Source organism: Terriglobales bacterium (assembly GCA_035487355.1).
Lineage (GTDB): Bacteria > Acidobacteriota > Terriglobia > Terriglobales > Acidobacteriaceae > QIAW01.
Genome location: DATHMF010000075.1, coordinates 1 through 24,425 on the forward strand (window position 1 = coordinate 1; position 24,425 = coordinate 24,425).

The following is a 24,425-nucleotide window of genomic DNA, read 5'->3' on the forward strand; positions in this document are numbered from 1 at the left end:
CGGCTTGCTGCGGTCAAATTTTTCCTTCGCCATGTTCTCTCTCTTTGCTCCTGGCTCTTTGCTCTTATTGCTTAAATTCTTTTAATCTGCGCTCATCCGCGTTAATCTGCGGCGAATAAATTCTTTACTTGCTGGTAGCGCTCTTGCCCTGCGCTTTGGCAATAATTTCTTCGGCTACCGAGCGCGGCGCTTCTTCATAGCGCGCAAAGTGCATGGAATATTCCGCGCGCCCTTGCGTGCTCGAGCGCATGTGCGTGGCGTAACCGAACATCTCCGCCAGCGGCACAATGGATTTAATCACCTGCGACCCGGCGCGGTGCTCCATGCCTTCAATGCGTCCACGGCGCGAGCTGAGGTCGCCCATGATGGCTCCGGCATAATCTTCCGGCGTAACCACTTCGACGGCCATGACCGGCTCAAGCAGCACTGGTGAAGCCTTGCGCGCAGCTTCTTTGAAGGCCATCGAACCGGCGATCTTGAAGGCCATTTCGTTGGAGTCAACCTCGTGATAGCTGCCGTCGTAAAGCTCGACCTTCACATCCACCATGGGATAGCCAGCTAGCACTCCGCCCTCCAGTGCTTCCTGAATACCCTGGTCAATCGGCTTGATGTATTCCTTGGGCACCGAGCCACCGGTAACCTCGTTGATGAACTCGTATCCCTTGCCCGGCTCGTTGGGCTCAATGCGAATCTTGGCGTGGCCGTACTGTCCGCGGCCGCCGGTCTGGCGAATATACTTGCCTTCGGCTTCCGCCTTTTTGCGGATGGTCTCGCGATAGGCCACCTGCGGCTTGCCCACGTTGGCCTCGACCTTATACTCGCGCATCATGCGATCCACGATGATTTCCAAATGCAGCTCGCCCATGCCGCTGATGATGGTCTGCCCGCTGTCAGGATCGGTGTGGACTTTAAAGGTCGGGTCTTCTTGCGCCAGCTTGCTCAACGCCAGCGACATCTTTTCCTGATCGGCTTTGGTTTTGGGTTCTACCGCAACGGCGATGACGGGAACAGCAAATGTGATGGATTCCAGCAGGATGGGGTGCTTTTCGTCGCTAATGGTATCGCCGGTGGTGACATTCTTCAGTCCAACCACGGCGCAGATATCGCCCGCCATGATCTCCGTGATGTCTTCGCGCTTATTGGCGTGCATCTTGAGCAGGCGGCCAATGCGTTCGGTCCTGTTTTTGGCGGAACTCAACACACTCTGGCCGGATTGCAACTGCCCCGAGTACACCCGGATAAACGTAAGGTGCCCGACGAACGGATCAGCCATAATCTTGAACGCCAGCGCGCTGAAGGGCTCATTGTCATCCACTTTGCGCGTAATTTTTTCGCCGTTGTCCGGATTTATACCGGTAATCACCGGGATATCCAGCGGCGAGGGCAGATAATCCACCACCGCATCCAGCAGCGGCTGTACGCCCTTGTTCTTGAATGATGTGCCCACCAGAACCGGGAACACCTTCAACTCAATCGTGCTCTTGCGCAGAGATTTTTTCAGCTCCGAGGGCGTAATGGTCTCGCCTTCCAGGAACTTGTGCAGAATTTCGTCGTCGTTCTCGGCGATGGTCTCGACTAATTGTGTGTGGAAGGCTTCGGCTTTCTTTTTTAGGTCGGCGGAAATTTCTTCGACAACGTACTCGGCGCCCAGGGTCTCATCATTCCAGATGATGGCCCGCATTTCGATCAGGTCTACGACGCCCTTGAATTTATCTTCTTGTCCGATGGGAATCTGGATCGCGACCGGCTTGGCATTGAGGCGCTTGCGGATGGTGTCTATGGCATGTTCAAAATCCGCGCCCATCTTGTCGATTTTATTGATAAAGCAAATGCGTGGGACGCCGTATTTATCGGCCTGGCGCCATACTTTTTCCGATTGCGGCTGCACCCCGTGCACCGCGTCAAACAGCGCGACCGCGCCGTCGAGCACGCGCAGGGAGCGCTCCACCTCGGCGGTGAAATCCACGTGGCCGGGGGTATCAATAATGTTGACGCGAACGTCGCGCCAGGAGCATGTAGTGGCAGCGCTGGTGATGGTGATGCCGCGCTCCTGCTCCTGCTCCATCCAATCCATGGTCGCAGTGCCTTCATGCACTTCGCCGAGACGGTGCGTGCGTCCCGTGTAAAACAGGATTCGCTCGGTCGTAGTGGTCTTGCCGGCGTCAATGTGGGCCATGATGCCGATGTTTCTGCAACGCTCTAATGGAACTGTACGGGGCACTTTAATTTCTCAATTTCTACTTTGTAGAGACGCTGCTTGCTGCGCCTCGAATTCTTTTTTCGTAGAGAGGTAGCTTGCTACGTCCCTACTCTGGCTAAAAGCTAAGAGCTAAAAGCTTTTTTCTACCACCGATAATGCGCAAAAGCCTTGTTGGCTTCCGCCATGCGATGGACATCTTCCTTCTTCTTGATGGCGGCGCCTTTGCCGTTGGCCGCGTCGAGCAGCTCATTGGCCAGCTTATCCACCATGCCTTTTTCACCGCGCTCGCGGCTGTAGGCCAGCAACCAGCGGATGGCCAGCGACGTACGCCGGTCTGCGGCAACCTCGACCGGAACCTGGTAGTTGGCTCCGCCCACGCGCCGGGTCTTCACTTCCAGCAGCGGCTTGGTGTTTTCTACCGCCTTCTTGAACAGCTTGAGGGGCTCATCGCCGCCTTTTTTCTCAAGCTGCTTCATGGCGTTGTAAAAAATTGACTCTGATGTGGATTTCTTGCCGTCCCACATCATCGAATTTACAAACTTGGTGACCAGCGTGGAGTTGTACACCGCATCGGCCTCAACCTCGCGCTTCGCAATGTGTCCTTTTCTTGGCATATGCTTTATTTATCTGCTTATCTGTTAAGACCGCTCAACTATTTCGCGGTCTCAAAAATCTTTCAGGCCTTTCATCTTCGCGGCTCGGCGGCCTGATGGGCCTCGCCGCTCTTGCATCGCTAACATCTCGAAACCTGAAACTCGAAACTTGAAACTTTCTTACGCCTTGGGCCGCTTGGCTCCGTACTTGGAGCGTCCTTGTTTGCGATTGGCTACGCCGGTGGTATCCAGCGTGCCGCGCACCACGTGATAGCGCACGCCGGGCAGGTCTTTCACGCGGCCTCCGCGAATCAGCACAATCGAGTGCTCCTGCAGGTTGTGGCCGACGCCCGGGATGTAGGTCGTGACTTCAATGCCGTTGGTCAAGCGGACGCGCGCCACTTTGCGCAGTGCCGAGTTCGGCTTCTTGGGCGTCTGCGTGTACACACGCGTACAAACTCCACGCCGTTGCGGGCACTCCTGCAGCGCCGGACTCGCCGTCTTAAATTTCGGCGCCGTCCTTCCCTTACGAACCAACTGATTAAACGTAGGCAAAGTTTTCTTTTCTCCTGCTTCTAAGCCATGCCGCACTCGAGCGACAGGCTCACATGGCGTATCTTGTCGCACGCCAAACCATACTTTCCCGCACACGCAACTCCAATGAGTGCGGGATTACTCAAGGGTTTCCAGAAATTTTGATTTAGCTTCCGACGGTGGCATCGCGCCGGGTCGCCCCAGGAGATGCTCCGTTTCGTCCGCGTTCAACCTGCATACCCTTACCACGGTGGGAAGGAAGCGCAGGTTTATGTTTCAGCGAGATAGATGCGGTGTTTGCAACGCGTAACCGCTGCTCAACTACAACTACTTTATATAGATATTAATCAGACTGAATCGGATTCACACCAACACAGACTCTTACAGCTTTGCTCGCAGAACCTATTAAATATAGCAATCCTGCTGCAGCTTCGTCAACCCTAACAATGCAAAAGTGGCACATTTGGTGTGCTTTTCTAATCAATAATTCACCTAGAGGGTCTCTTTTAGGTCACTTTTAGTCTGAGAACTGGGGACTGGGAACCGAAGAACTGCTTCTAAGCCACAACTACGTCCCCAAACCCCTGTTTGCGGAGGTTCTTGATAGCGGAAACCAACAGCTTCTGGTCATCATCGCCCAGGGCAACAAAGCGGAAGGGCTGCTCTTTGGCCTTAGGATCGTTTTTTGCCAGGATCTCCACCACTGCCTGCACGGTCCCTGTGTTGGTGTGCAACCTGATTTCTCCCAAAACCCCGGCGGCGCACTCTTTCGACAACTCAACTGCGCCTCCCGTCAGGGAAAGCTTGAGCAGGTTGCCTTCAATGGGCACGTTATCCACTATAAAAAGGATCTTCGGGGCCTGCGGCACTCGCACCCGCGGAGAGCGCACCCGTTTGTCCGGTTGTGGGAAATACGCCATAGCTGGCTGAATCCTTGATAGCCGCTGACAGGTCTTCGCCGAACGGCTTCCAGATTGAAGCATGGCATTGCCGGTGTCTCTTAGGGTAGATTACCGAAGTACCATATGTCATTACTTCATCTAAGTATGTATCTTTCGTTGCAGGCTAACGTCCCCGTTCATGCTTCACAAAATCTTACACAGCCAAGCCTAGGAAGCTCTCCCCAAAAGCTGCTACACTGTTTGTTTTCAGCTATTCAGGCGGTATTTCATACGACCACCGGCAGTTAGGGGTGGGGAGGATCAATGCACTATTTGCGGTCAGCGGTTCTAACCTTCATTATTCTTACTGTCGTTCTCTTTTTTGCCAGTTGTGGCGGGGGCAGCTCCAGCAGCGTCGGACCTATTACCAGCATTACCCTATCGCCCAGCCCTGCGCTTTCACTCAACGGTGGAGATACCTTTCAAATGACGGCCAGCGCCACCGATGCCAGAGGCCGCGCCGTGAATAATCAGACGCTCACCTTTAATTCCAGCAATACGTCCGTTGCCCAGATCGCTACTGGTGGCAACTTGCCCGGCATAATCTGCGCCGGCGGAGTATGGAAAGATGGTCAAGGCAACACCTCGGATGGACTGGCTAATCCTGTCGTCTGTGCGTCTCAGGTACCTCCTCCAGCAGCGCCTGTATTTAATTCCGGCACGACAAACATCACGGTTACCGCCCAGGGCGTCACCAGTAACGCTGTTACCGTCAACGTGCATCCCAAGGTGGCGAGGGTAGTGCTTACTGCCTCGCAAAATACCTGCGCTTCCCAGACTGGACAAATTTCTTTTACGGCGCAGGCACTGGATGCAAACGGCATTGACATCACCAGCTCTGTCGGCGGCTTTAACTGGAGCATCGCTGACAGCACTGTCGGCACTTTGGCATACTCCACCACGCCTGGCCCCAATAACCTAGTTACTGCAGTTTTACCGGGAATTACCACGGTAACCGCCAGCATCAACAGCACCAATCCTGTAAACAGTCCAGCTGTCGTATTTCAGGAGTGTCCGGTAGCCAGCATCACCATCACTGGCCCCAACACCAACCCCAACCTGGCCTTCAACCCGTCACCGGGAGCGATAGGTGCAACCGGGCAGTTGTCAGCCGTAGTCAAAGACAGCTTGGGAGCTGTGGTCAACAACGTTACCCTCACCTGGAACAGCAGTGTGTCTGCCGCCGCCACCGTTAACAGCACGGGTCTGGTGGCTGGAGTTGCTTACGGGACCTCTAACATTACAGCCTCCTGCGCAGTAAACGGTAGTTGCAACAAGGGCCAGGGATCCGTGGTAAACAGCAATACGGTCACAGCCAGTGTTGGCCCTGGGGCTACGGGAACAACGGTCTACGCTACCGGCTCGGGAACAACCTCTTTGGTTCCGATCAGCAACACCACTAACACTGCGGGGACCGCGATCACTCTGCCGGCAAACCCCAATTCTCTCGTCTTCGATCCGCAAGGAGCTAATGCCTATCTCGGGTCGAGCACCGGATTGATGGTCGTCAACGCCACCAATAACACCCTCACCAAGCAGGTGTCAAACGCTCCCGGAATAGTATTGGCTGTCTCGCCCAATGGACAACTCGTTTTCATCGGCGGCGCCAATTACACCACGTTGTTATTCAACAGCAGTGCGAATACCGTTACTACGCTAAGCACCATCAGCAATGCAGTGGCAGCCGACTTCTCTCCTGACAGCTCCGAAGCGATTGTCGTCAACCAAAATACGCCTGCGACTCCGGCCACTTCGACTTCAACCGTCTATGCGGTCCAAGGTGCTACGGTCAGAACAGTGGCAACCCTTCCCGCACCGGGAGCAAGCGATGTCAGCTTCCTGCCTAACGGCGGACTAGCCTACGTGGCCAACTCCACGACTCCGCTGGTGACAGTTTGCAATAATGCCTCCCAGGCGGGCTCGAGTTCGCTGCTGACCACCAAGCTAAAGGGGATTGCTGATCCCACCAACCCAAGCAATCCCAACATTATGCTGGGGGCCAATTCCCCGAACATTGCTGTCATGACTCCCACGCTCACCGCTGCCTGCCCGCCGGGAATCACCGAAACCCGCGCGCAGGTGACCACTGGAGGCAGCTTCACCGCTAACCAAATCATTGTTACCCCTGACAGCAAACACGCTTACATCCCGGCTAATGACGTTTCCGGAAAATTACTGAGCTATGATGTCGTTGGCAACGCAACTGGGGCAGTTACCCTGGTAGGCACCGCACCGTTCGCCACCACTGGTGGCGTTACGCTGGACAGCGCGTCCGTGTATGTAGGTGTGAGTGACAATGGGAACACCACGGGCAGCGTGCACCAGATTGCCGTGGCCTCTGGTACGGATGTAGCCCAGATTTCGGTAAGCTTCATTCCTGATTTGGTCGCCGTCAGGCCGCACTAAGGCAGCGATTGGCCTTCGGCTATCGAGTTCTTTGCCATGGATATGCCGCGCTGAATACGACAATCTCCCGATGCCGTATTCCTTTTTCCTGATTTAGGAAAGAGTCTCGTTCCGCGGAAGAGCAATATCTCCACCGGAGAAAAGAAGCCAACAGACTAAAATTGATTATGATCCCCATTCTTGAGACGCCCCGGCTCTTACTGCGTCCGTTGGAGCTTGCTGATGCTGCGCAAGCCCAAATTCTCTTTCCACAATGGGAGATCGTGCGCTACCTGACGAACCAGGTGCCCTGGCCTTATCCGCCGGATGGCGCACACAAATTTTATCGCGATGTGGCCCTGCCCGCTGTCGAACGCGAAGATGCCTGGCATTGGACGTTGCGGCTCAAAAGCGATCCTGCTCGATTGATCGGAAGCATCGGTTTGATGAGAGACGAGAACAACAATCGCGGCTTCTGGATTGGCCTGCCCTGGCAGGGACAAGGTTTGATGAGTGAAGCCTGCGAGGTCGTAACCGATTATTGGTTTGACGTGCTGAAGTTCCCCCGGCTGCGTGTTCCCAAGGCAATCGCCAATACAGCATCGCGCCGTATCTCGGAAAAGCAAGGTATGCGTATCGTCGCCACCCTGGAGCGGGACTACGTTTCAGGCCGTCTCCCCGCGGAGATATGGGAGATTACCGCTGACGAGTGGCACACGAACAGGCACCGGCGACGTTAGTTGGGAACAAGGGCAAGCCAAAATCCTGGAGCGCAACTGTACTATAATCTCCGAATATGCAGAAAGTTTTTCTCATCATCTGCATGGTTTTTCTGTGCTTCTGCGCTCTAGCGCAAGCCGACCCAGCAGCATGTCCAGTGCGCGACGGCGATCAGTGGTCACCCGGCTTAACACCGAAGGCGTTCGTACGCAAGCTCATCTTGCGCAATCCCGGATTCTCTCTGGCCGCTCAACAAAGGATCGCTCTAGAAATAAAAAGTCACACCTATTGGTGCGACAACTTCGATGAGATTGCCGAGCGCGTACGCCAGGCCTACCAGGAACGCGGCTACTTCAAAGCACTTATTGGTAGCCCTATGGTCAGAGTGATTCAGGGAGATACACGCAGGAAACTGATAGATGTCACCATTTCGGTAGATAAAGGCCAACTGTATCGGCTAAAAGATATCTCGTTCACCCGCATAACCGTATTCCCTGAGGCTGAATTGCGCAGGCAGTTTCCTATGAGTGCGGGAGATATCTTCAATACCGGCAAAATCCACATAGGTCTTGAAAACACCCGCAAGCTCTACGGTGCCCGGGGATATATCGACTTTACTCCTGTTCCGGATACAAAGATTGATGATGACGCCAACCTGGTCTCGCTCATCATTGACGTTGACGAAGGGCCGCAATTTCACTACGGCAAATTGACAGTGGACGGCGAAGAATCAAAGCCGGGCGCTCGCGCAACACTGCTGAAAGCATGGCAAGCCTACGAAGGAAAGCCATGCAATGATGATGGCTTGGCACTTAAAGATTTCCTTCGCGACATTCATGCTGCACCAAGCGTCAAGTTTGGCGAAGTCTTCAGAGTTTTCCACGATGAGAAATCAGCCCTTCTGAATTTCCAGATTACCCTGGCAAAACCGCCGGAAGGATTGTTAGTGCACCCCATTGCGGCCCGAGCCCAACCATCCGCCATCCATCATTAACCTTGCCAGCTCATCACAGCCAGCTCATCACAATCAACAAAAAAGCCGCCTGGTTCCAGGCGGCTGTAGCTAAAAGCTAAGAGCTAACGGCTATTTCTTCGCAGCCACATCGATCCGCGTCTGCGCCCGCCGCAATGCATCTTCTGCGCGCTGGTAATCTAAGTCCGTTCCACCCTGTTTGAGCCGCGCCTCTGCGCGCTGCTTGGCTGCCTGTGCGCGGGCAAGATCGATATCGGCAGACCGCTCTGCAGTTTCAGCAAGAATTGTGACCTTTTCCGGCAGCACCTCGGCAAAGCCCCAGGCTACAGACAGATATCGGGTCTCGTTCGCCTTGCGATAGGTAATTTCGCCGACGGCGATTTCGGTGATCAGCGGGGCGTGCCCCGGCAGGATGCCCAGGTAGCCGCTCTTGCCGGGAATCTGTATCTCCTGCGCCGTATCGCTCACAATCAAGCGGTCCGGAGTAACGATTTCGAGTTGTAGTGTCTCTGCCATATCCCCATTGTCAGTTGCCAGCCGCCAGTTTCCAGTTTCAGGTTTCGAGTTTCAAGTTGGGAACTCGAAACTTGAAACTAACAACTCAAAACTAAGCGGCAGCCTTCATCTTCTCCGCATCTTCGAGCACTTCCTCAATCGAGCCCTTCATATAAAAAGCCTGCTCGGGGATCTCGTCGTGCTTGCCTTCAATAATTTCGCGGAAGCTGCGCACCGTGTCGGCAATCTTCACAAAGCGTCCGTCGCGCCCCGTGAATTGCGCGGCCACGAAGAACGGCTGCGAGAGGAACTTTTGTACTTTTCGTGCGCGGGTCACGGTGATCTTGTCGTCTTCGCTGAGCTCATCCAGGCCGAGAATCGCGATAATGTCCTGCAAATCTTTATAGCGCTGCAATAATTTCTTCACGCCTTGGGCCACGTCGTAGTGCTCCTGGCCAACAATGCGCGGATCGAGAATGCGCGAGGTAGAAGCCAGCGGGTCCACCGCCGGATAAATCCCAATCTCCGTCAGCGGCCTCGAGAGCACGGTGGTCGCATCCAGGTGAGCAAACGTGGTCGCTGGGGCCGGATCGGTAAGGTCGTCTGCAGGAACATAGATCGCCTGCACCGAAGTAACCGAACCCTTTTTCGTGGAGGTAATGCGCTCCTGCAACTCGCCCATTTCTGTTGCCAGGTTCGGCTGGTAACCCACCGCGCTGGGCATGCGTCCCAGCAGGGCCGAGACTTCCGAACCCGCCTGTGTGAAGCGGAAGATGTTGTCAATGAACAGCAGCGTGTCCGCGCCTTCCACGTCGCGGAAGTATTCCGCCACCGTGAGTCCGGTCAACGCCACGCGCAGCCGCGCTCCTGGGGGCTCGGTCATCTGGCCGTAAACCAGTGCCGCCTTCGACTTGGAGGGATCGCCCGGCGTGATCACGCCCGATTCGCTCATCTCCAGCCACAAATCGTTACCCTCGCGCGTGCGCTCGCCCACGCCGGCAAACACCGAGTATCCGCCATGCTGTTTGGCTACGTTGTTGATCAGCTCCATGATGACCACGGTCTTGCCGACGCCCGCGCCCCCAAACAGACCGATCTTGCCACCCTTGAGAAAGGGCTGGATCAGGTCAATGACCTTGACGCCGGTCACAAACATCTCCGACGTGGTGGCCTGCTCTTCAAACGATGGCGCCTGGCGATGGATGGGCAGCCGCTGCTTGGCGTTGATCGGACCCAACTGGTCCACCGGTTCGCCAATCACGTTGATCACGCGGCCCAAGGTCTCGCGGCCCACCGGGACCGAGATCGGCCCGCCCTGATCAATCGCCTTCATGCCGCGCACCATGCCGTCGGTGGCCTGCATGGCGACGCAGCGCACGCGACCCTCGCCCAGGTGCTGTTGCACCTCCAGAATTACGTCTATGGGCTGCGGAACGGTGAACCCTTCGCTGGTCACGCGCACTGCGGTATAAATTGGCGGTAAACTGCCCTCGGCAAACTGCACGTCTACGGCAGGGCCGGAGATCTGTATGACTTTTCCTATATTTTCCATAATTATTTTTTCGTAAATTATTTTTCGTAGAGACGTAGCATGCTACGTCTCAGTTCTCAAAAGTTGAGCGTTGCTAGTTTTAAGTTTCAAAGCATGAACTCTAAACCCGAAACTTGAAACTGTTTTACAGCGCCGCTGCTCCGCTCACAATCTCAATGATCTCTTTCGTGATCTTTGCCTGCCGGGCGCGGTTCATGGCCAGCGTCAAGGCATCAATCATGTCGGACGCATTATTGGTGGCCGACTCCATCGCCGTCATGCGTGCAGCATGCTCGGCGGCAACCGATTCCAGCAGCGCGCGATAAATCTGTATGGCCACGTACTTGGGCAACAAATCGCGGAACAGCTCCTCGGGCGGCTGCTCGTAGATATAGTCCACCTGCGAGGCGGCAAATGTCGCGGCCTTCTTGTCGGCCTCGCTGGTATCAGCCTCGCGCAGGCCTACCCCGGAATGGATCGCCGCCTCTACGGCGCGCCGGCGATCTTCTTCTGACAATTCTTCCACCTGCTGGATGTCGTGCGCTCCAATCTCACCGATGGGCAGCACCGTATCCACCAGCACCCGCTGTGAGATCACCGACTTGAACTCATTAAAGATGATGTAAACCGCATCCGCCTCGCCGCGGGTATAGCGCTCGATTACCGTCTCCGCCAGGTCGCGCGCATGGTTGAAGGCAATTTTATTGAGAATGCCCACCTGCTCGCCGACGATTTGGATCTCCGCGGCGCGCGTGCCGCTTCCGTTTTCACCCTCGCCCGGCTGCACTACCTTGTAACGCCGCCGGAAATAATCGCGCCCCTTGCGGCCGACTGCTTCGATATCAATATTTTTCCCGTGCTTGCTTTCAATGAACTTCGCAGCGGCCTTCACGATGTTGGTATTAAAGGCTCCTGCCAGGCCCTTGTCTCCGCTCACGATGATCAGCGTTATGTTTTTCTCGGGCCTGCGCACCAGCAACGGATTCAGTGGTTCTCCCGTTTCCGGACTATAAATTTCCGCCCGCTGTACCAGCGACTTGAGCACGTTGGTCAGCATCTGCGCATAAGGACGCCCCGCCAGAGCGCGCTCCTGCGCGCGCCGCAGCTTCGCCGCCGAGACCATCTTCATGGCCTTGGTGATCTGCCGCGTGTTCTTCACGCTGCGTATCCGCCGCCGTATATCGAGTATGTTCGCCATTCTTCTACTTTTGTGTCTTTGTCATCTTTCGTGACCTTGTCATCCCGAGCGAAGCCGCGCTTCGCGGCGGAGTCGAGGGACCTGGGTTTTCTTTGCTTATGACTATGAGTCTTTCCCAACTGAGTACTAGTACTTCATGCCGTTACTGCCTGCCTGTCCGCCACAAACTTCTGCTTGAACTCACCCAGAACGCGGGACAGGTCAGCTTTAATAACATCGTCCAACGCTTTTTTCTCAGCAATCGTCTTGAAGATGCCCGGGTTCATGGTTTCAACGTACTTGTAGAACTCCGTCTCAAAGTCCCGGATCTGCTCTACCGGCAGGTCGTCCAGCACACCAGAGGTTCCGGCAAAGATGATGGCAATCTGTTTTTCAAACGGCAGCGGCTGATACTGCGGCTGCTTCAAAATTTCCACCAGTCGCGCGCCGCGATTCAACTGCGCCTGCGTTGCCTTATCGAGATCTGACCCGAACTGCGCGAACGCCGCCAGCTCGCGGTACTGCGCCAGCTCAAGCTTGAGCGTTCCCGCCACCTGGCGCATGGCTTTGATCTGCGCGGCGCCGCCCACGCGGCTCACGGAAAGTCCCACGTTCACCGCTGGACGAATGCCCGAGTTGAATAAATCTGTTTCCAGGTAAATCTGACCATCGGTGATGGAAATCACGTTGGTCGGGATGTATGCCGAAACGTCGCCCGCCTGGGTCTCGATGATGGGCAGCGCGGTCAGCGAGCCGCCGCCCAGCTTGGCCGACATTTTTGCCGCGCGCTCCAGCAGCCGTGAGTGCAAATAAAAAACGTCTCCCGGATATGCCTCGCGTCCCGGCGGTCTTCGCAGCAGCAGTGAGATTTCGCGATAAGACGCGGCGTGCTTGGAAAGATCGTCATAAATGATCAACGCATGCTTGCCGTTGTCGCGGAAATATTCTCCGATGGCGCATGCGGCATAGGGAGCAATGTACTGCATTGGCGCCGGCTCTGATGCCGAAGCTGCTACCACGATGGTGTAATCCATGGCGCCGAAATCGGTGAGCGTCTTCACCACCTGGGCAATGGAAGAACGCTTCTGCCCGATGGCGCAGTAGATACATATAAGGTTGTTGCCCTTGCTGTTGATGATGGTGTCGAGCGCGACTGCTGTCTTGCCCGTCTGCCGGTCGCCGATGATCAGCTCGCGCTGTCCGCGCCCAATCGGGATCATGCTGTCAATGGCCTTGAGTCCGGTGGCCATAGGCTCGCGTACCGGTTGGCGGTCAATCACGCCCGGAGCGATGCGCTCGACGGGAATGAATTGCTTGGTGTTGATGGGTCCCTTGTCGTCAATCGGCTCGCCAAGAGAGTTGACCACGCGCCCCACCATGGCATCGCCCACCGGGACGCTCATGATGCGTTGCGTGCGCTTCACCTCGTCACCTTCTTTGATCTCGGTGTAATCGCCCAGCAGCACCGCGCCTACCTGGTCTTCTTCCAGGTTCATGGCGATTCCCGCCACGCCGTGCGGGAAGCTAATCAGCTCGCCGGCCATGACCTTATCCAGTCCGTGGACGCGCGCAATACCGTCGCCCAGGGAAATCACCGTGCCGATCTCGTCCACCGAAATCTTGGACTCGTAGTTCTCAATCTGCGCGCGCAGTATCTTTGTAATTTCGTCAGCTTTAATTCCAGCCATGTATGACTCCGAAACCTTTCAAACTCTCAAATCTTTGTGCCTGAGCTCTTAGCTTTTAGCTCTTAGCTAAATTCCAGACAAGAGAATCAGGAATTTTTAATCTCTTTGACATTGCGGAATTTAAAATGCTTCCTGTTTCCGTCATTTCCGTTTGCATCTTGTCATCCTGAGCGCCGATTTTGGCGCGAAGGATCTTGTGTTTTCTTTGTCCGCTCGATACCGCCCCAGAGATCCGCTCGAGCTAAAAGCCTAACTGCTCAGCGCCTCTTTCAACTTCTGCAACTGCCCTCGCACCGACCCGTCGTAAATCGTGCTGCCTACACGGACCACCGCACCGCCCAGCACCTTGGCATCAGTGGCGTAGTTCGCCTTGATGGTCTTGCCCACGACCTCGGCAATTTTCTTCTCAAGCCGCTTGCGCTCGTTCGCGCCCAGCTCGCGCGCTGTCGTGATCTCAGCTTCTGCCAGGCCCAGCCGGTCGTTGATTTCGGCCTCAAACTCACGCACGATCTCCCCGAGTTGCCCCACGCGCCGATGATCAATCAAAACCGCCATAAAATTGCGCAGCAGCTTGGGTAACTTTGTTTTCTGAACAATCGCATCGAGCACCCCATGTTTCTGCTCGTGAGAAACCGAAGGGTTCTCCCACACCACGCGCAACTCATGGCTGGAATCGAGCAGCTCTTTCAGCTCGCGCAGAGCTGCGGCGGTTTTGAGCGCATCCAGCTTCTGGTCGAAGATGGCATCGGCTAAAGCGCGGGCATATCGGCCTGCGACCACACTCATCGGCTGCCGTTCCTTCCCAGTTGGTCTGCAAAATCGCGCACCAGCTCCTGATCGGTCGCCGCATCAACCTTAATTCTTTTCTCCGCCAGGCTCACTGCCAGCTCAGCCGAGTAGGCCTTCAAATCGCGCCGCGCCGCGTTGACAGCCGCGGCAATTTCCTGCTCCGCTGTCTGGATGATCCTCTGCCGTTCTTCTTCAGCAGCCGCTTTCAACCTGCCAGCCTCTTCGTCGGCTTGGGCAGACGCCGTAGCCTCCAGTTGCACGATCTCGGAATTCAACCGTCCCAGCTTGTCTTCAATTTCACGTAAGCGCCGGTTGGCATCTTCGCTGGCGCGGCGCGCCTCTTCCATCCCTTTTTGGATGGCCGCCGTCCGCTCCCGGAACATCTTCGGCAGCGCCTTTTTCAATCCGAACCCAACCAGCCCGGCGACAATGGCGAAGTTAATAAAAACGCTGAGCCAATAAGCCTGCTCAACTGTGATTCCCAGCCACTTGGCAATCAGCTTGACAGAAAATGACTGCTTGAACTGCGCATTCTCGTCTTCAGATTTATTGGGTTCGCGCCCGGCAGCATCATTCGCCGCGTCAGCTAATTGCGCTGCCGGCGTCTGCGAGGCTTGTGTCTGCCCCGAACTGGAACTCGTCTGTTTCGATCCCGCGCCAGCCGGCTGCTTCTCGTTCGAACCTTGCTGCGCGGCGGCCATGGCCGCGGCAAGCAATACTACGGCCCCCAGACTTACGACTGATTTCATCGCATTCATGAGCGTCCACCTACCGGAGCGGCCGCCACCGGCTTCAAAACCGTACGGATAACCTCCGCTGCCAGAGCCTCAACTTCCTGCTCCAGGCGGGCCTTGGCTTCTATTACTTCTTTTTCCAGAACGGAACGGGCTTCTTTGACCATCTGTTGCGCGCGGGCGCGGGCTTCGTGCAAAGCCGCCTCACGGCTTTCAGTGAGTTTTTGCCGTCGCGCTTCCTGCACTTTAAAGATGGCCACTCGTGCCTCACGCAAGCGTTGCTCGTACTCCGCAGTTTTGGCGGCGGCGGCCGCGATATCGGCCTGCGCCTTGGCTACGGCTCCCTCGGTGCGCTCATAACGTTCTTTTAAAATTTTCTGCAGCGGTTTGTGGACCAGGGACTGGTAGGCCACGAACAAAAGAAAAATAAAGATGATGGTCGGAATAGCTCCGATGAGAAATCCTTCGAGTGCTTGAAGAAGGGCCTGGTCCATTGGAAGTCGTTAGTATTTTTTCCTGACTTTATGCTCTTGCTAAGCGGGTTCCGCAGCCACACGTTTTCCCTGCTTGTTGCGCTCGTTGGGCGAACTTCCACCCTGAGGGCAATCTGCTATCCAACCGAACAACTCCCGCCGAGTGGGATTCTGTGGGATGGGAAAGTGGGCTATAAAACTCTCTAAGTTACCATCGTGCCCGAGGCAGTGTCAATGCAGCCATGGCCTGTTGCACCATAAATTGTGCAAAAATCGCCTCCCGCCGCTCTCGAGTTACTTGACAAACTCTGTAGTGGGTCTACCATAGAAGTATCACCTCCGATCCAATTCAGGATCGAATGGGCCGTTGGCCAAGGAAATTGTCACCGCTTCTTGGCAATCGGCCCATTTATTTTGCCGGCTTTTTGTGTTCCCGGCTTTTTGTTCTTTTGTGTCCTTCCGCGGTTAGACCTTCGATTACAAATTTTTCCAGCTTCATCAGGACCGACTGTGCCACCCGGATATCCATCTCCACGCTGCCATCGCGGTATTTGCGTTCTAAAATCCGCGCTCGCGCCTCGATCAGCGAGAGGGCTTTGCCTTCGTGCTGCGGCACCCGCAACCTGACCCGCCGCACCGGATCATCCGCCAGGCATTCATCAATCCGCTCCAGCAGGTGGTCAATTCCCGCCCCGGTCTTGGACGAAACATGCACCGTCCTCACGTCATCGCGCAACCCCTCGCGAATGTTCGCCGGCAGCAGGTCAATTTTGTTAAGCACGCGGATCTGCGGCTTGTTCCCGGCTTCGAGCTCTTCGAGCACGCGCTCCACTTGCGTCTCCTGGCTACGCGCATGGTGCTGGGTTACATCCGAGACGTGCAACAGCAGCGACGCCCGCTGGACTTCCTCCAGCGTCGCGCGAAACGAAGTTACTAACGTGTGCGGCAGGTTGCGGATAAATCCCACTGTATCCGAGAGCAGTATTTTTCGCTTCGATGGCAGCGTAACTGCCCGGATCGTCGGATCAAGCGTGGCAAATAGTTTCGCGGACTCCAGTACCCCCGCCTTCGTCAGCGCGTTAAATAAAGTTGATTTACCGGCGTTGGTGTAACCCACCAGTGCTATGGTCGCAACCGGGACAGACTCGCGCCGCTGCCTCTGCTGCGCCCGCGTGCGCCGCACGTTTTCCAGTTGCTGCTGGACCGCGCGAATCCGCCGATGAATTTTGCGCCGGTCGGTCTCGAGCTGCGTTTCACCCGGACCTCTCGTGCCAATTCCGCCGCCAAGCTGCGACATCTGCAACCCGCGCCCGGTCAGGCGCGGCAGCAGGTATTCAAGCTGCGCCAGCTCAACTTGTAGCTGGCCTTCACGCGTTCTCGCATGGCGGGCAAAGATATCCAGGATCAGTTGCGTGCGGTCAATTACCCGCACCTGCACCGCATCTTCTATATTGCGCTGCTGCGAGGGCGTAAGCTCGTGATCAAAAATAATCAGCCCTGCTCCCGCAGATTGCGCCGTGGCCGATAACTCTTCCAGCTTGCCGCGTCCGATCAAAGTTGCCGGGTCAGGCTTGTCTCTTACCTGCAAAAATTCGCCTGCAACTTCCGCTCCGGCGCTGAGACTCAACTCGCGCAATTCGGCCATGGAATCCTGCGCGCTGAAGCTGGGTTCCTTCTTGCTGGTTTTTGTGCGAGATGCTGAATCGGCGCGAGGTACTGAACCTGGTGAAAGCACTTGGCCGGCGCGGGCTCCCGAATCTGCAGAAGCGGACATGCCTTCGCCAGACGCTAAATCTGCGGAACCCGCCGAATCCGGCGTGCTCGATTCCGCTTCGTCGGCGAGGACCGCCGCCGCATCTTTGGCCTTCTGCGGCTCCGCCCGCCGGCGCTGTCGCAGGTCAATGCCCACCAGAAACGTACGCTCTTGGGATGCAGATGTAGTCTGCTGCGAGCGTCCGCGCCGGTCAGCGCGTTCAGTTAGACGAGAGGAGCGAATTTCTTTTGACACCTGAAGGGCCAGTCTTGTGTGGCACAGGCCGTCCCCGGCTGTGCATTGATGTAGCGCCGGCTATTGTATCTGCTTGGAGCTGAGAGCTTGGAACTTGCAGCTAGGCTCACACTTCGCTGCTGCCTGTAGGTCCTGATGGCGCCGGAGGGGGAGCGCTGCTTCCGGTGTTGGCATGGGACATGCGATCATGCAACTGCACCGCCTTGCTGGTCACCACCGTGGAGATGGCGTGCTTGAAGATAAGCTGTTCCTGATTATTGCTGGTCTCGAGCACTACCGAATATTTGTCGAACGAACGAATCCGCCCTGTCAGCTTGACCCCGCTAAGCAGATAAATCGTAATAGGGGATTTGTCCCTGCGCGCATTGTTCAGGAACGAATCCTGGATGTTTTGTGCCGGCTTAGTTTCCATAGCTAGGTACGATACGGCGACTCACGGGATTTTTCAACCCATAACCAAAGTTGGATGCCCGTTGGCATGGATTGGCGCGGATTTCGGCCAGCAAAATTGGGTGCCACAGCCGATTTGTGCCAGGCGGGGGTGGGGGTACCCTTGCTAGCTTAGAGTCTTGAAAACAGCTCCAAGCTCGCAGCTCTCGGCTCGAAGCAAAGTTTACGGCTATGGGAATGCGACTGGTTTTGGGGAAGGGGGGACCCTTGCTAAGCTTGGGTCGAATCCAGGTGAGCGTTTAACGGATGAGAGGGTACTCGAGGAATCTTGCATTCCCGAGCACTGGGGGCACCCCTCGTGCCAGCTTGGGGGCGAGTGCTAAGTCATTGAAATCAATGGGCCCAGGAGAGACCAAACAATGTCATTCGTAGCGCATGAACCTATACAGACGGCGAATTTTCAAAGAACAATCTGTTGGAGAAATGGTTGAGCTATGCCTCGGGAGAATGATAGCTCGGAATTCGCAAGAAGTTAAGAGTTTGATACCAGGATGGTACCAAAAAGCAGTTCTCGGTTCTCAGTTCCCAGTTTTAAGATAGCTATTTTCACCACGAGACCGTCATGATCGAAGCGACAGGCTATGAGACAATCCTGAGCGGGTCAAGTAGGTGCGGATTCTTGAGTGGGAACTGAGATATGAAGAAATCTTAGAGTGGGACTCATGACTGAACCACAGAGATTCGAAGCGGTTGCAGAAACCCCCGGCCTAGCAAAGCTAGGCACGGCGCACCCTTGAGGTCATCTTGATACAAACTGTTTAGCCCGGGCTACCCGGCCTTGACAGAGCCTTTCCTCTTATCGAGGGCCCCCCGTCCCTTTATCCATTTCCCAAATTATCTCCGCATTAACAGCAAGAGAATCTGGATTAGCAACACTAAAATTGCTATTGACATGTAAGACAAGATGATGCCGACCGCACGATTCGCGGAGGACAAAGCTTCGTGGAGGACTGAATTTGATTCGACCTCGGGGTTGGTCTCCTCACTCGCAAGCCCAAAGCTATTCTGCTCACGAGAAAGTTCGTGAGCTTTTTTACGATATCGAAAGGCTGCCCTCCAGCTACCCGATATCCATGCCATAACCAAGAGATCGCCTGCAAGTAAGCGTGGACTGGGATATTTCCATACAATAACGCTGCCAACAGCAATACACCCTAAGCAGATCAGAGTATCGATCAAAAAATCCCACGACCGAAATGGTGCTTCGGTCGTGAGTTTTCGCTGATTCAAGTTGTTATTTGCCATCACAAACCAATCTTTGCAGCACTATTAGATTTGCTCTACAGGAATTTCTAATTACTCGATTCTTACTCTTTTCTAAGAAACTCGCCCTCAGATCTAGTGCATGAAAAGGCACTCATTGACAGTACCCAAGAAACGTCGCCACTGAAAACGCCCCGCCGGCACGAGCAGCCCATTTGTTGAATGCAACAGGAATTTCAACTTCTTCGAGCGCAGTTGTACCAGCGAGTGTCGTAACTTCACCAGCGGCTAAAGGCGCCTCACCAAGGCCCGCGCCGATTGACCCAGCTCCAAAAACTGCAAAGCTGCAAGCCAATTGGGTATCGAACGTTGTATCCCATTGCGATGGGGTAACAACCGCGTGCGCCAATTGACGAATGCGAACATCCTGGGAATCCACAGGCCTTGCTATTTGAACTATTGTAGTAGTCCCAACTTGTTGCCCATTTACAAAGAAAGATACGTTAGAAATATCCAGATTTACCCAGCCTCCAGTCATTGCTCCCATGACTTCTGGAACCATGAGTGGATTAGGGTTCTTCTTAGGATCATAAAATGGATTATTGATTACCGGAGTTCTCAAACCCGGTATGTAGTATTGAAACTGCCCATTAGATCCAGTGCGTACCCTACTGCAATCACCACCTGGACACATTGCAACAGCGTCGCCACCCCCCCGCAAGAACGCCATTACCACTCCACACGGCATCGACGCGCCATCCATTCTGCATTCAGGTCCTCCTCCGTACATGGACAATAGGTCGAATCCTCCAAATCCTCCGCCGAACTCTGAGCCGTTCGCCTCGGCTGCGGAGCATGTGAAAGCACCCGGACCAGGACACCCCCGCAATCCCAGCGGATCAATAGACGTAAGCGGACTGTTCGACACGTAAGCATAGCGGTTCCAGCTTTGTGGATCTGTCAGGCTTACCGCCCCCATTCCTGCCGGATCGGGCGAGATCCAGCGGCCCTGCTGCGGGAAACTGTACTCCCGGTACATGAAGTCTTCCAGCCCGGGAGCCGTGTCTTCATTCTGCCCGGTAAACGAGTGATCCGTCGTTCCGGCCTCTTTGTAGGATTCACCAAACGGCGCATAGGCGCCCGAGTAGTACAGAGTGCGAGAAGGGGTTGAAGCCAAGCGTGAACTCCCTAGCCAATCCGAGTGCCGGTAGTATTGCAATCCCGAGGCGTTATATACAGCGGTGGCCCCGCCCGGTAGCGGAACAAAAGCTTTGGCCAGTGTTTGCCCGTTCATCAAGGCAAGCTTGCCGCCGCCCGGCCCGTATACAATTTGCTGATAACTTGTTCCGCGCTGCTGCTCTACCATTCTGCCCAGCGCGTCATAGGTCAGGTTCACCGTGTTCGCTCCGCTGGTCACCGAAACCATCTTCCCGTCAGCATCCCACGTATAGGTGTGATAAACGTCATTGGTCAGGTTTCCATTGCTGTTCGCTCCACCCCCATTGTCATAAGTAAAGCCGGCAGTTGTAATCCGGTTTGTGGCCGTATTGTAGGTAGGCTGAAAGGTCAACATGCCATTCTTGGTGATATTGCCGAAGGGATCGTAGGCGAACGTCTGGTTCCACGCAGTGCCGCAGTCCACACCGGCAATACGGCCCAGGTCGTCATGACTATAGTTGCAGGTCTGGCTGTCTACAGCCCCAGGGATGCTGTCGTTAATCGCGAGTTGCTGGAGACTACCGTTGGCATTCCAGATCAGCGTTCCCGTATCGGTCTGGCTATTCACACTGAATTGATAGGTATGCAACCGCCCGGTGTTCGGATAATAAGTAAACGAGTTCGAGTCGTACTGTCCGCTGGTCGTCGTACCCAAATTCACCGAGAGCAACGCTCCCAGCGGTTCACTCGAAGTGTTGGGGTCGGTATTGTTGTAACTCACGTTGTTCACCGGAGATATTCCCGTGCTGGCTGTGACTTGCGTAACTCGGCCTTCACCATCCAGCCCGGTCGTGCCGCCGTAGGTAACGGCGGGCAATCCCGGCAAGCCGCTGAGCTGCTTGGGCAGTCCGTGCTCCCAGTAACTCTGCGTGAGGTGATATGCGCCCGCCGCGTTGGGCGTGGTGGAATAAATGTCCGTCAGCTCTCCACGCGGAGAATAGCTGAAAAACTCCCATGTAATCCAGTTGCATGTGCCGCTGTTCGGGCAGGTTACGGCCGTTGCCAGGCGCCCTTTGGCATTGGCCATTGGGGTTCCCGCGTACGTGGCCGCATCGTAGATGAAATATTTGCGCGGCGTATTGGCGGCATTCGGGCCTGAAGGATAAGTCTTCGACGTCAACCGGTGCAGGGCGTCGTAGGCATTGCAGGTCACGTTGCCGGCCTGATCCACCTTCTTCACCAGGTCGCCATTGGAGGTTCCACAAGTGGTATCGGAGTCGTAGGTGTAACTCACAGTTCCGGTCTCGGGATTTGCCTCCTGAACCATCCGTCCCAGCAGATCGGAAAGATACGTCCGCGTCTGCGGCGTGCCCCCGGTTTGGGCATTCTGCGTAACCGTGAAACGAGTGTAGAGTACAGAGTTGATCGTGACCGTATCGTAGGTGTACTTGGTCAAATAGCCATTCTGTGGATTGGATTGGCCGCAGGCACCGCTGCCGGCCAGATGTTGTGTATCTGTGACAACTTCACACACCGAGGTCAGCCTGCCGAGCGCGTCATATTCATATTGCCGTTGCTTGGTATTCTCTACCGTGGGGGTTGTGGGGGCTGGTTTGGTCTCAATCAACACATCATTGTTCGTGTAGGTATATTTCACGATGCCGAGGCCATCGGCGGCGGTCACCAACAAGGGCCGGCCCAGGGCATCATAGGTGGTGCTGGTTCCCGTCGGAGTGCAGTTGCTGGGCAGTCCGTGGGCGGAACAGTAGCTTTGGGTACCGGCGCCCACATACCCTACGGTAGTCAGATACGGACGCCCATCGCTGTCGTAGTCGGTTTCAACCGAGTCAAAGGTATTGAAGGCCGTTCCCGTCGCCCCCTGCCTGCGTTGGCTAAAGTGGGGCCGTCCTAATCCATCGCGCGTGTTGGCCGAATCAACAATGGAATTGCCACCGTTAAAGATCATGTTGCTTTCAGTAATGGTTGCGCCGCCATAACCAATATTCATTGTGTTAAGCAACGGGTCGGTGACGCCAGCGGGCCGCCAGAAATATGGATCGTTCCAAGTAGTACTTGTCACTTGACTGTTGGCATCAGTGGTTGAGCTTGGCACCGCTCCGGTGCAATTCCAACTCGTCCAAGTATAGAGAGCCAAGGCGATATTGCCCACGGCCTGGGGAAAGCTGTTGCCACAGGAGACAGCCGGATTGGTGTCATAGAAAGAATGCGTCACCGCGCCATTGACGTCGGTGGCATCAAGCACGTTCCCGGAATCAAGATAGCTGAAGGTCTTGCTCAGATAGGTTGTTCCTTGCACCAATTGGCTGACGGTGGTCACATTGCCGCGGGAGCCGCTCACTGCTATATGCTGCGGCGTACCTGCGAGCGACCCCAGACCGGTTTCGTCGTAGACATAATTCGTTTGCGCCAGGATATTGTTATTGCCGTCCTTCACGATCACATTGGAAGGCCGGTCCACAATGTAGTTGCCTAGACTTGCATAGCTAACAATTGTCTTCTTCACGGGGTTGCCCCAGGTTGTGCTGGTAAAGTCGTATTGGTCGGTTTCCGTAGGCAGTCCATAGCTGTTAAAACTCGTGTAAGCCCGCGAGGTTATGGAACCAACATTGCTGTATACATCTATCGCTGTAATCGGCGCGGTCACCGCAGTAGTCGCGTTGCAACTCGAGTCATTGTTGTAACACCGCTGCATTGCTAATAACTGTGTGCCCCCGCTGGCTCGTCCCTGATAGATATGGCGCTGCGTCTCATAGAGGCCTGAGAAGGTCAAATCAGTTTCGTTGTTTTGTGGGTCTACCACAGTGGTGTGACCGGCGTCGTCCGTCGCGTACGCCCAGTTATTGCTGTTGGTGCCATCATTGACCGTGCGCGTAAAAGCTGCGGTTGTGCCATCTGCATAGATTCCATGCTGCGAACCAGACCCGCCCGAATAACTGTAGCTAATGCTGCCCCCTGTCGGCAGTGTGACCGACGCAATGCGCCCGGTTACATGAGCGGGATCTCCCGGCGTTGGCTCGTAGGCGAAAGTATATTTGTCGTTTGGGTTGCTGGCGATATCCGGCATGTCAATCTCGCTCACCAGCCAGGCCGAGTTAATGGCTCCTTCGAATATACTGGTGCCAAAATTGGTCCGGACGTCATGCTGGTTATAAATAATTTGGACTGTAGCAGGGCTGCCATTAGGCGCCGCATAGGTATAGTTGGCCACTTGGGACCATACGCCGTTGTTGTAGGTGGTAACCAGAGCGATGGTCAAAGCCGTCGTCCCCAAGGTATCGGTAATTACGGTCTGAGTGCCGGTCTGAGTGCTGGAGACATTCGCCGTGATCACATTTCCATTTGAGTCCTGGACCGTATAAGTTCCTGCCGTGTTCGGATCTTGCTGCGGTGGAACAATCGTCCCACCGCTAGGGGTGTAGATTGTAGCGCTGAGGCCGCTGCTATTGACCGAGGCATATAGGGTATACCCGGAACCATCTTTAGCGCTTACCGTTCCACTGTTAGGAGTCCCAGGATTGCCCCCCGGAGTATAGAGTGTCATAGCAGAGAACGGGTGCCCAGTTCCTGAGGGATCAACATACTGCCAGCCGCCCCAGACTGTGCCATGATGGTTGTAGGTTAGAAGTCCCGTGACAGATTGGACCGCGTTACCCCATCCCCAGTTAGTGGCTGGTGACCAATATCCGAAACTGTCCGGAGGTTGCACTGGAGTCCAAATTGAGCCGTCGTATTGCAAAGCATAGGAAAATGGCATTCCTCTCCCTGCCCGCGAAAATACCGGAATAGAAAAATGCACGTTCAGATTGGCCAGATTAATCGCGTCAAACGGCCCGCCCCCTAGGCTGCTGAAGGGCGGTGCTCCCGTCGCCACCTGCGCCGAGGCGCTGGGAATTATCGCGGCCAAAACTAGAATGATGAAGGCTACACAACCAACCTGGCGTCTGTGCATGTTAAGTTCCTCTCGATTTTCTGGTATGTACGGTGCGATCCGGGCGGAAATGCCGGAGCTGAAGGCTAACGGGGCCGAGCCAGACGCAGCATGGTCGTCCGCAACACATCTGGTCTCAAAGAATGAAAGCGCCATCATAGGATTTGGGATTACCTCTGTCAAGTAAAGCATTGATTAAAACATCATCTGTCTGGTTCATACTTTATGACAGAAACTGAAAAAACCTTTCACATAGTGCCACTCTGATATCATCCCTACTTTTTAGACACCAAAGCGCTGGAATTTAGAACGAGCGGCGGGTCATTTCTTGCAGAAAAATGTTTAACCACGAAGGAACACGAAGGCTTAACCACGAAGGACACAAAGGAATTCCCGTTTTAGAAATTGTACCGTTCTGACACTA

At 55.1% G+C, this 24,425-nt stretch carries 17 protein-coding genes; 3 read left to right on the forward strand and 14 right to left on the reverse strand.

Annotation, left to right across the window (positions count from 1 at the left end; genetic code table 11):
* Positions 1 to 124: 124 nt before the first annotated feature.
* The 4 genes from fusA to VK738_13885 form a co-directional block, all read right to left on the reverse strand.
* Complete coding sequence (fusA, locus tag VK738_13870) at positions 125 to 2,221, reverse strand: elongation factor G (protein ID HTD23741.1); 2,097 nt, start codon at positions 2,219 to 2,221, stop codon at positions 125 to 127.
* A 122-nt stretch (positions 2,222 to 2,343) separates the two neighbouring features.
* Positions 2,344 to 2,814, reverse strand: a complete 471-nt coding sequence (gene rpsG, locus VK738_13875) for a 30S ribosomal protein S7 (protein HTD23742.1) — start codon at positions 2,812 to 2,814, stop codon at positions 2,344 to 2,346.
* 159 nt (positions 2,815 to 2,973) lie between these two features.
* Positions 2,974 to 3,348, reverse strand: a complete 375-nt coding sequence (gene rpsL, locus VK738_13880) for a 30S ribosomal protein S12 (GenBank protein ID HTD23743.1) — start codon at positions 3,346 to 3,348, stop codon at positions 2,974 to 2,976.
* Between the two features lie 536 nt (positions 3,349 to 3,884).
* A complete protein-coding gene (locus VK738_13885) occupies positions 3,885 to 4,247 on the reverse strand; it encodes a hypothetical protein (GenBank protein HTD23744.1) in 363 nt (120 codons plus the stop codon).
* 285 nt (positions 4,248 to 4,532) lie between these two features.
* Between VK738_13885 and VK738_13890 the strand changes: the two genes are divergently transcribed.
* The 3 genes from VK738_13890 to VK738_13900 all read left to right on the forward strand — a co-directional run bounded on the left by VK738_13890 (position 4,533) and on the right by VK738_13900 (position 8,367).
* Entirely contained in the window at positions 4,533 to 6,674 is a 2,142-nt protein-coding gene (locus VK738_13890; GenBank protein ID HTD23745.1) for a hypothetical protein, read from the forward strand.
* Positions 6,675 to 6,841: 167 nt separating this feature from the next.
* A complete protein-coding gene (locus tag VK738_13895) occupies positions 6,842 to 7,393 on the forward strand; it encodes a GNAT family N-acetyltransferase (protein ID HTD23746.1) in 552 nt (183 codons plus the stop codon).
* Positions 7,394 to 7,449: 56 nt separating this feature from the next.
* The gene (locus tag VK738_13900; GenBank protein HTD23747.1) at positions 7,450 to 8,367 is read left to right on the forward strand and encodes a POTRA domain-containing protein; all 918 of its coding nucleotides are present in this window, start codon (positions 7,450 to 7,452) and stop codon (positions 8,365 to 8,367) included.
* 90 nt (positions 8,368 to 8,457) lie between these two features.
* On the opposite strand, the gene VK738_13905 is transcribed toward VK738_13900, so the two are convergent.
* From VK738_13905 to VK738_13950, 10 genes are all read right to left on the reverse strand, one after another.
* Positions 8,458 to 8,862 carry a F0F1 ATP synthase subunit epsilon gene (locus tag VK738_13905; GenBank protein HTD23748.1) on the reverse strand — a complete coding sequence of 135 codons (405 nt, stop codon included), beginning with the start codon at positions 8,860 to 8,862 and terminating at the stop codon, positions 8,458 to 8,460.
* Positions 8,863 to 8,953: 91 nt separating this feature from the next.
* Positions 8,954 to 10,393 (reverse strand): F0F1 ATP synthase subunit beta, encoded by a 1,440-nt coding sequence (gene atpD, locus VK738_13910; protein HTD23749.1) that lies wholly within the window; start codon positions 10,391 to 10,393, stop codon positions 8,954 to 8,956.
* A gap of 124 nt (positions 10,394 to 10,517) precedes the next feature.
* Positions 10,518 to 11,570 (reverse strand): FoF1 ATP synthase subunit gamma, encoded by a 1,053-nt coding sequence (locus VK738_13915; GenBank protein ID HTD23750.1) that lies wholly within the window; start codon positions 11,568 to 11,570, stop codon positions 10,518 to 10,520.
* A gap of 134 nt (positions 11,571 to 11,704) precedes the next feature.
* Positions 11,705 to 13,237 (reverse strand): F0F1 ATP synthase subunit alpha, encoded by a 1,533-nt coding sequence (gene atpA, locus VK738_13920; protein HTD23751.1) that lies wholly within the window; start codon positions 13,235 to 13,237, stop codon positions 11,705 to 11,707.
* 249 nt (positions 13,238 to 13,486) lie between these two features.
* The gene (gene atpH / locus VK738_13925; GenBank protein ID HTD23752.1) at positions 13,487 to 14,023 is read right to left on the reverse strand and encodes an ATP synthase F1 subunit delta; all 537 of its coding nucleotides are present in this window, start codon (positions 14,021 to 14,023) and stop codon (positions 13,487 to 13,489) included.
* A complete protein-coding gene (locus tag VK738_13930; protein ID HTD23753.1) occupies positions 14,020 to 14,784 on the reverse strand; it encodes an ATP synthase F0 subunit B in 765 nt (254 codons plus the stop codon). The genes atpH and VK738_13930 overlap by 4 nt, the downstream gene beginning before the upstream one ends.
* On the reverse strand, positions 14,781 to 15,254 hold the full coding sequence (locus VK738_13935; GenBank protein HTD23754.1) for an ATP synthase F0 subunit B: 474 nt from the start codon (positions 15,252 to 15,254) through the stop codon (positions 14,781 to 14,783). The genes VK738_13930 and VK738_13935 overlap by 4 nt, the downstream gene beginning before the upstream one ends.
* Before the next feature lie 388 nt (positions 15,255 to 15,642).
* Positions 15,643 to 17,241: a GTPase HflX gene (gene hflX / locus VK738_13940; protein ID HTD23755.1), complete on the reverse strand. Its 1,599-nt coding sequence runs from the start codon at positions 17,239 to 17,241 to the stop codon at positions 15,643 to 15,645.
* Between the two features lie 106 nt (positions 17,242 to 17,347).
* Positions 17,348 to 17,653, reverse strand: a complete 306-nt coding sequence (gene hfq / locus VK738_13945) for an RNA chaperone Hfq (protein ID HTD23756.1) — start codon at positions 17,651 to 17,653, stop codon at positions 17,348 to 17,350.
* A 1,395-nt stretch (positions 17,654 to 19,048) separates the two neighbouring features.
* The gene (locus tag VK738_13950; GenBank protein ID HTD23757.1) at positions 19,049 to 24,022 is read right to left on the reverse strand and encodes an RHS repeat-associated core domain-containing protein; all 4,974 of its coding nucleotides are present in this window, start codon (positions 24,020 to 24,022) and stop codon (positions 19,049 to 19,051) included.
* Between the last annotated feature and the right edge of the window lie 403 nt (positions 24,023 to 24,425).

What these genes read in the sequence shown, in the direction of transcription:
- rpsG (HTD23742.1), bottom strand. Translation starts at nt 2,814, where the DNA reads ATGCCAAGAAAAGGACACATTGCGAAGCGCGAGGTTGAGGCCGATGCG.
- VK738_13885 (HTD23744.1), bottom strand. Translation starts at nt 4,247, where the DNA reads ATGGCGTATTTCCCACAACCGGACAAACGGGTGCGCTCTCCGCGGGTG.
- VK738_13890 (HTD23745.1), top strand. Translation starts at nt 4,533, where the DNA reads ATGCACTATTTGCGGTCAGCGGTTCTAACCTTCATTATTCTTACTGTC.
- VK738_13895 (HTD23746.1), top strand. Translation starts at nt 6,842, where the DNA reads ATGATCCCCATTCTTGAGACGCCCCGGCTCTTACTGCGTCCGTTGGAG.
- VK738_13900 (HTD23747.1), top strand. Translation starts at nt 7,450, where the DNA reads ATGCAGAAAGTTTTTCTCATCATCTGCATGGTTTTTCTGTGCTTCTGC.
- VK738_13905 (HTD23748.1), bottom strand. Translation starts at nt 8,862, where the DNA reads ATGGCAGAGACACTACAACTCGAAATCGTTACTCCGGACCGCTTGATT.
- atpD (HTD23749.1), bottom strand. Translation starts at nt 10,393, where the DNA reads ATGGAAAATATAGGAAAAGTCATACAGATCTCCGGCCCTGCCGTAGAC.
- VK738_13915 (HTD23750.1), bottom strand. Translation starts at nt 11,570, where the DNA reads ATGGCGAACATACTCGATATACGGCGGCGGATACGCAGCGTGAAGAAC.
- atpA (HTD23751.1), bottom strand. Translation starts at nt 13,237, where the DNA reads ATGGCTGGAATTAAAGCTGACGAAATTACAAAGATACTGCGCGCGCAG.
- atpH (HTD23752.1), bottom strand. Translation starts at nt 14,023, where the DNA reads ATGAGTGTGGTCGCAGGCCGATATGCCCGCGCTTTAGCCGATGCCATC.
- VK738_13930 (HTD23753.1), bottom strand. Translation starts at nt 14,784, where the DNA reads ATGAATGCGATGAAATCAGTCGTAAGTCTGGGGGCCGTAGTATTGCTT.
- VK738_13935 (HTD23754.1), bottom strand. Translation starts at nt 15,254, where the DNA reads ATGGACCAGGCCCTTCTTCAAGCACTCGAAGGATTTCTCATCGGAGCT.
- hfq (HTD23756.1), bottom strand. Translation starts at nt 17,653, where the DNA reads ATGGAAACTAAGCCGGCACAAAACATCCAGGATTCGTTCCTGAACAAT.
- VK738_13950 (HTD23757.1), bottom strand. Translation starts at nt 24,022, where the DNA reads ATGCACAGACGCCAGGTTGGTTGTGTAGCCTTCATCATTCTAGTTTTG.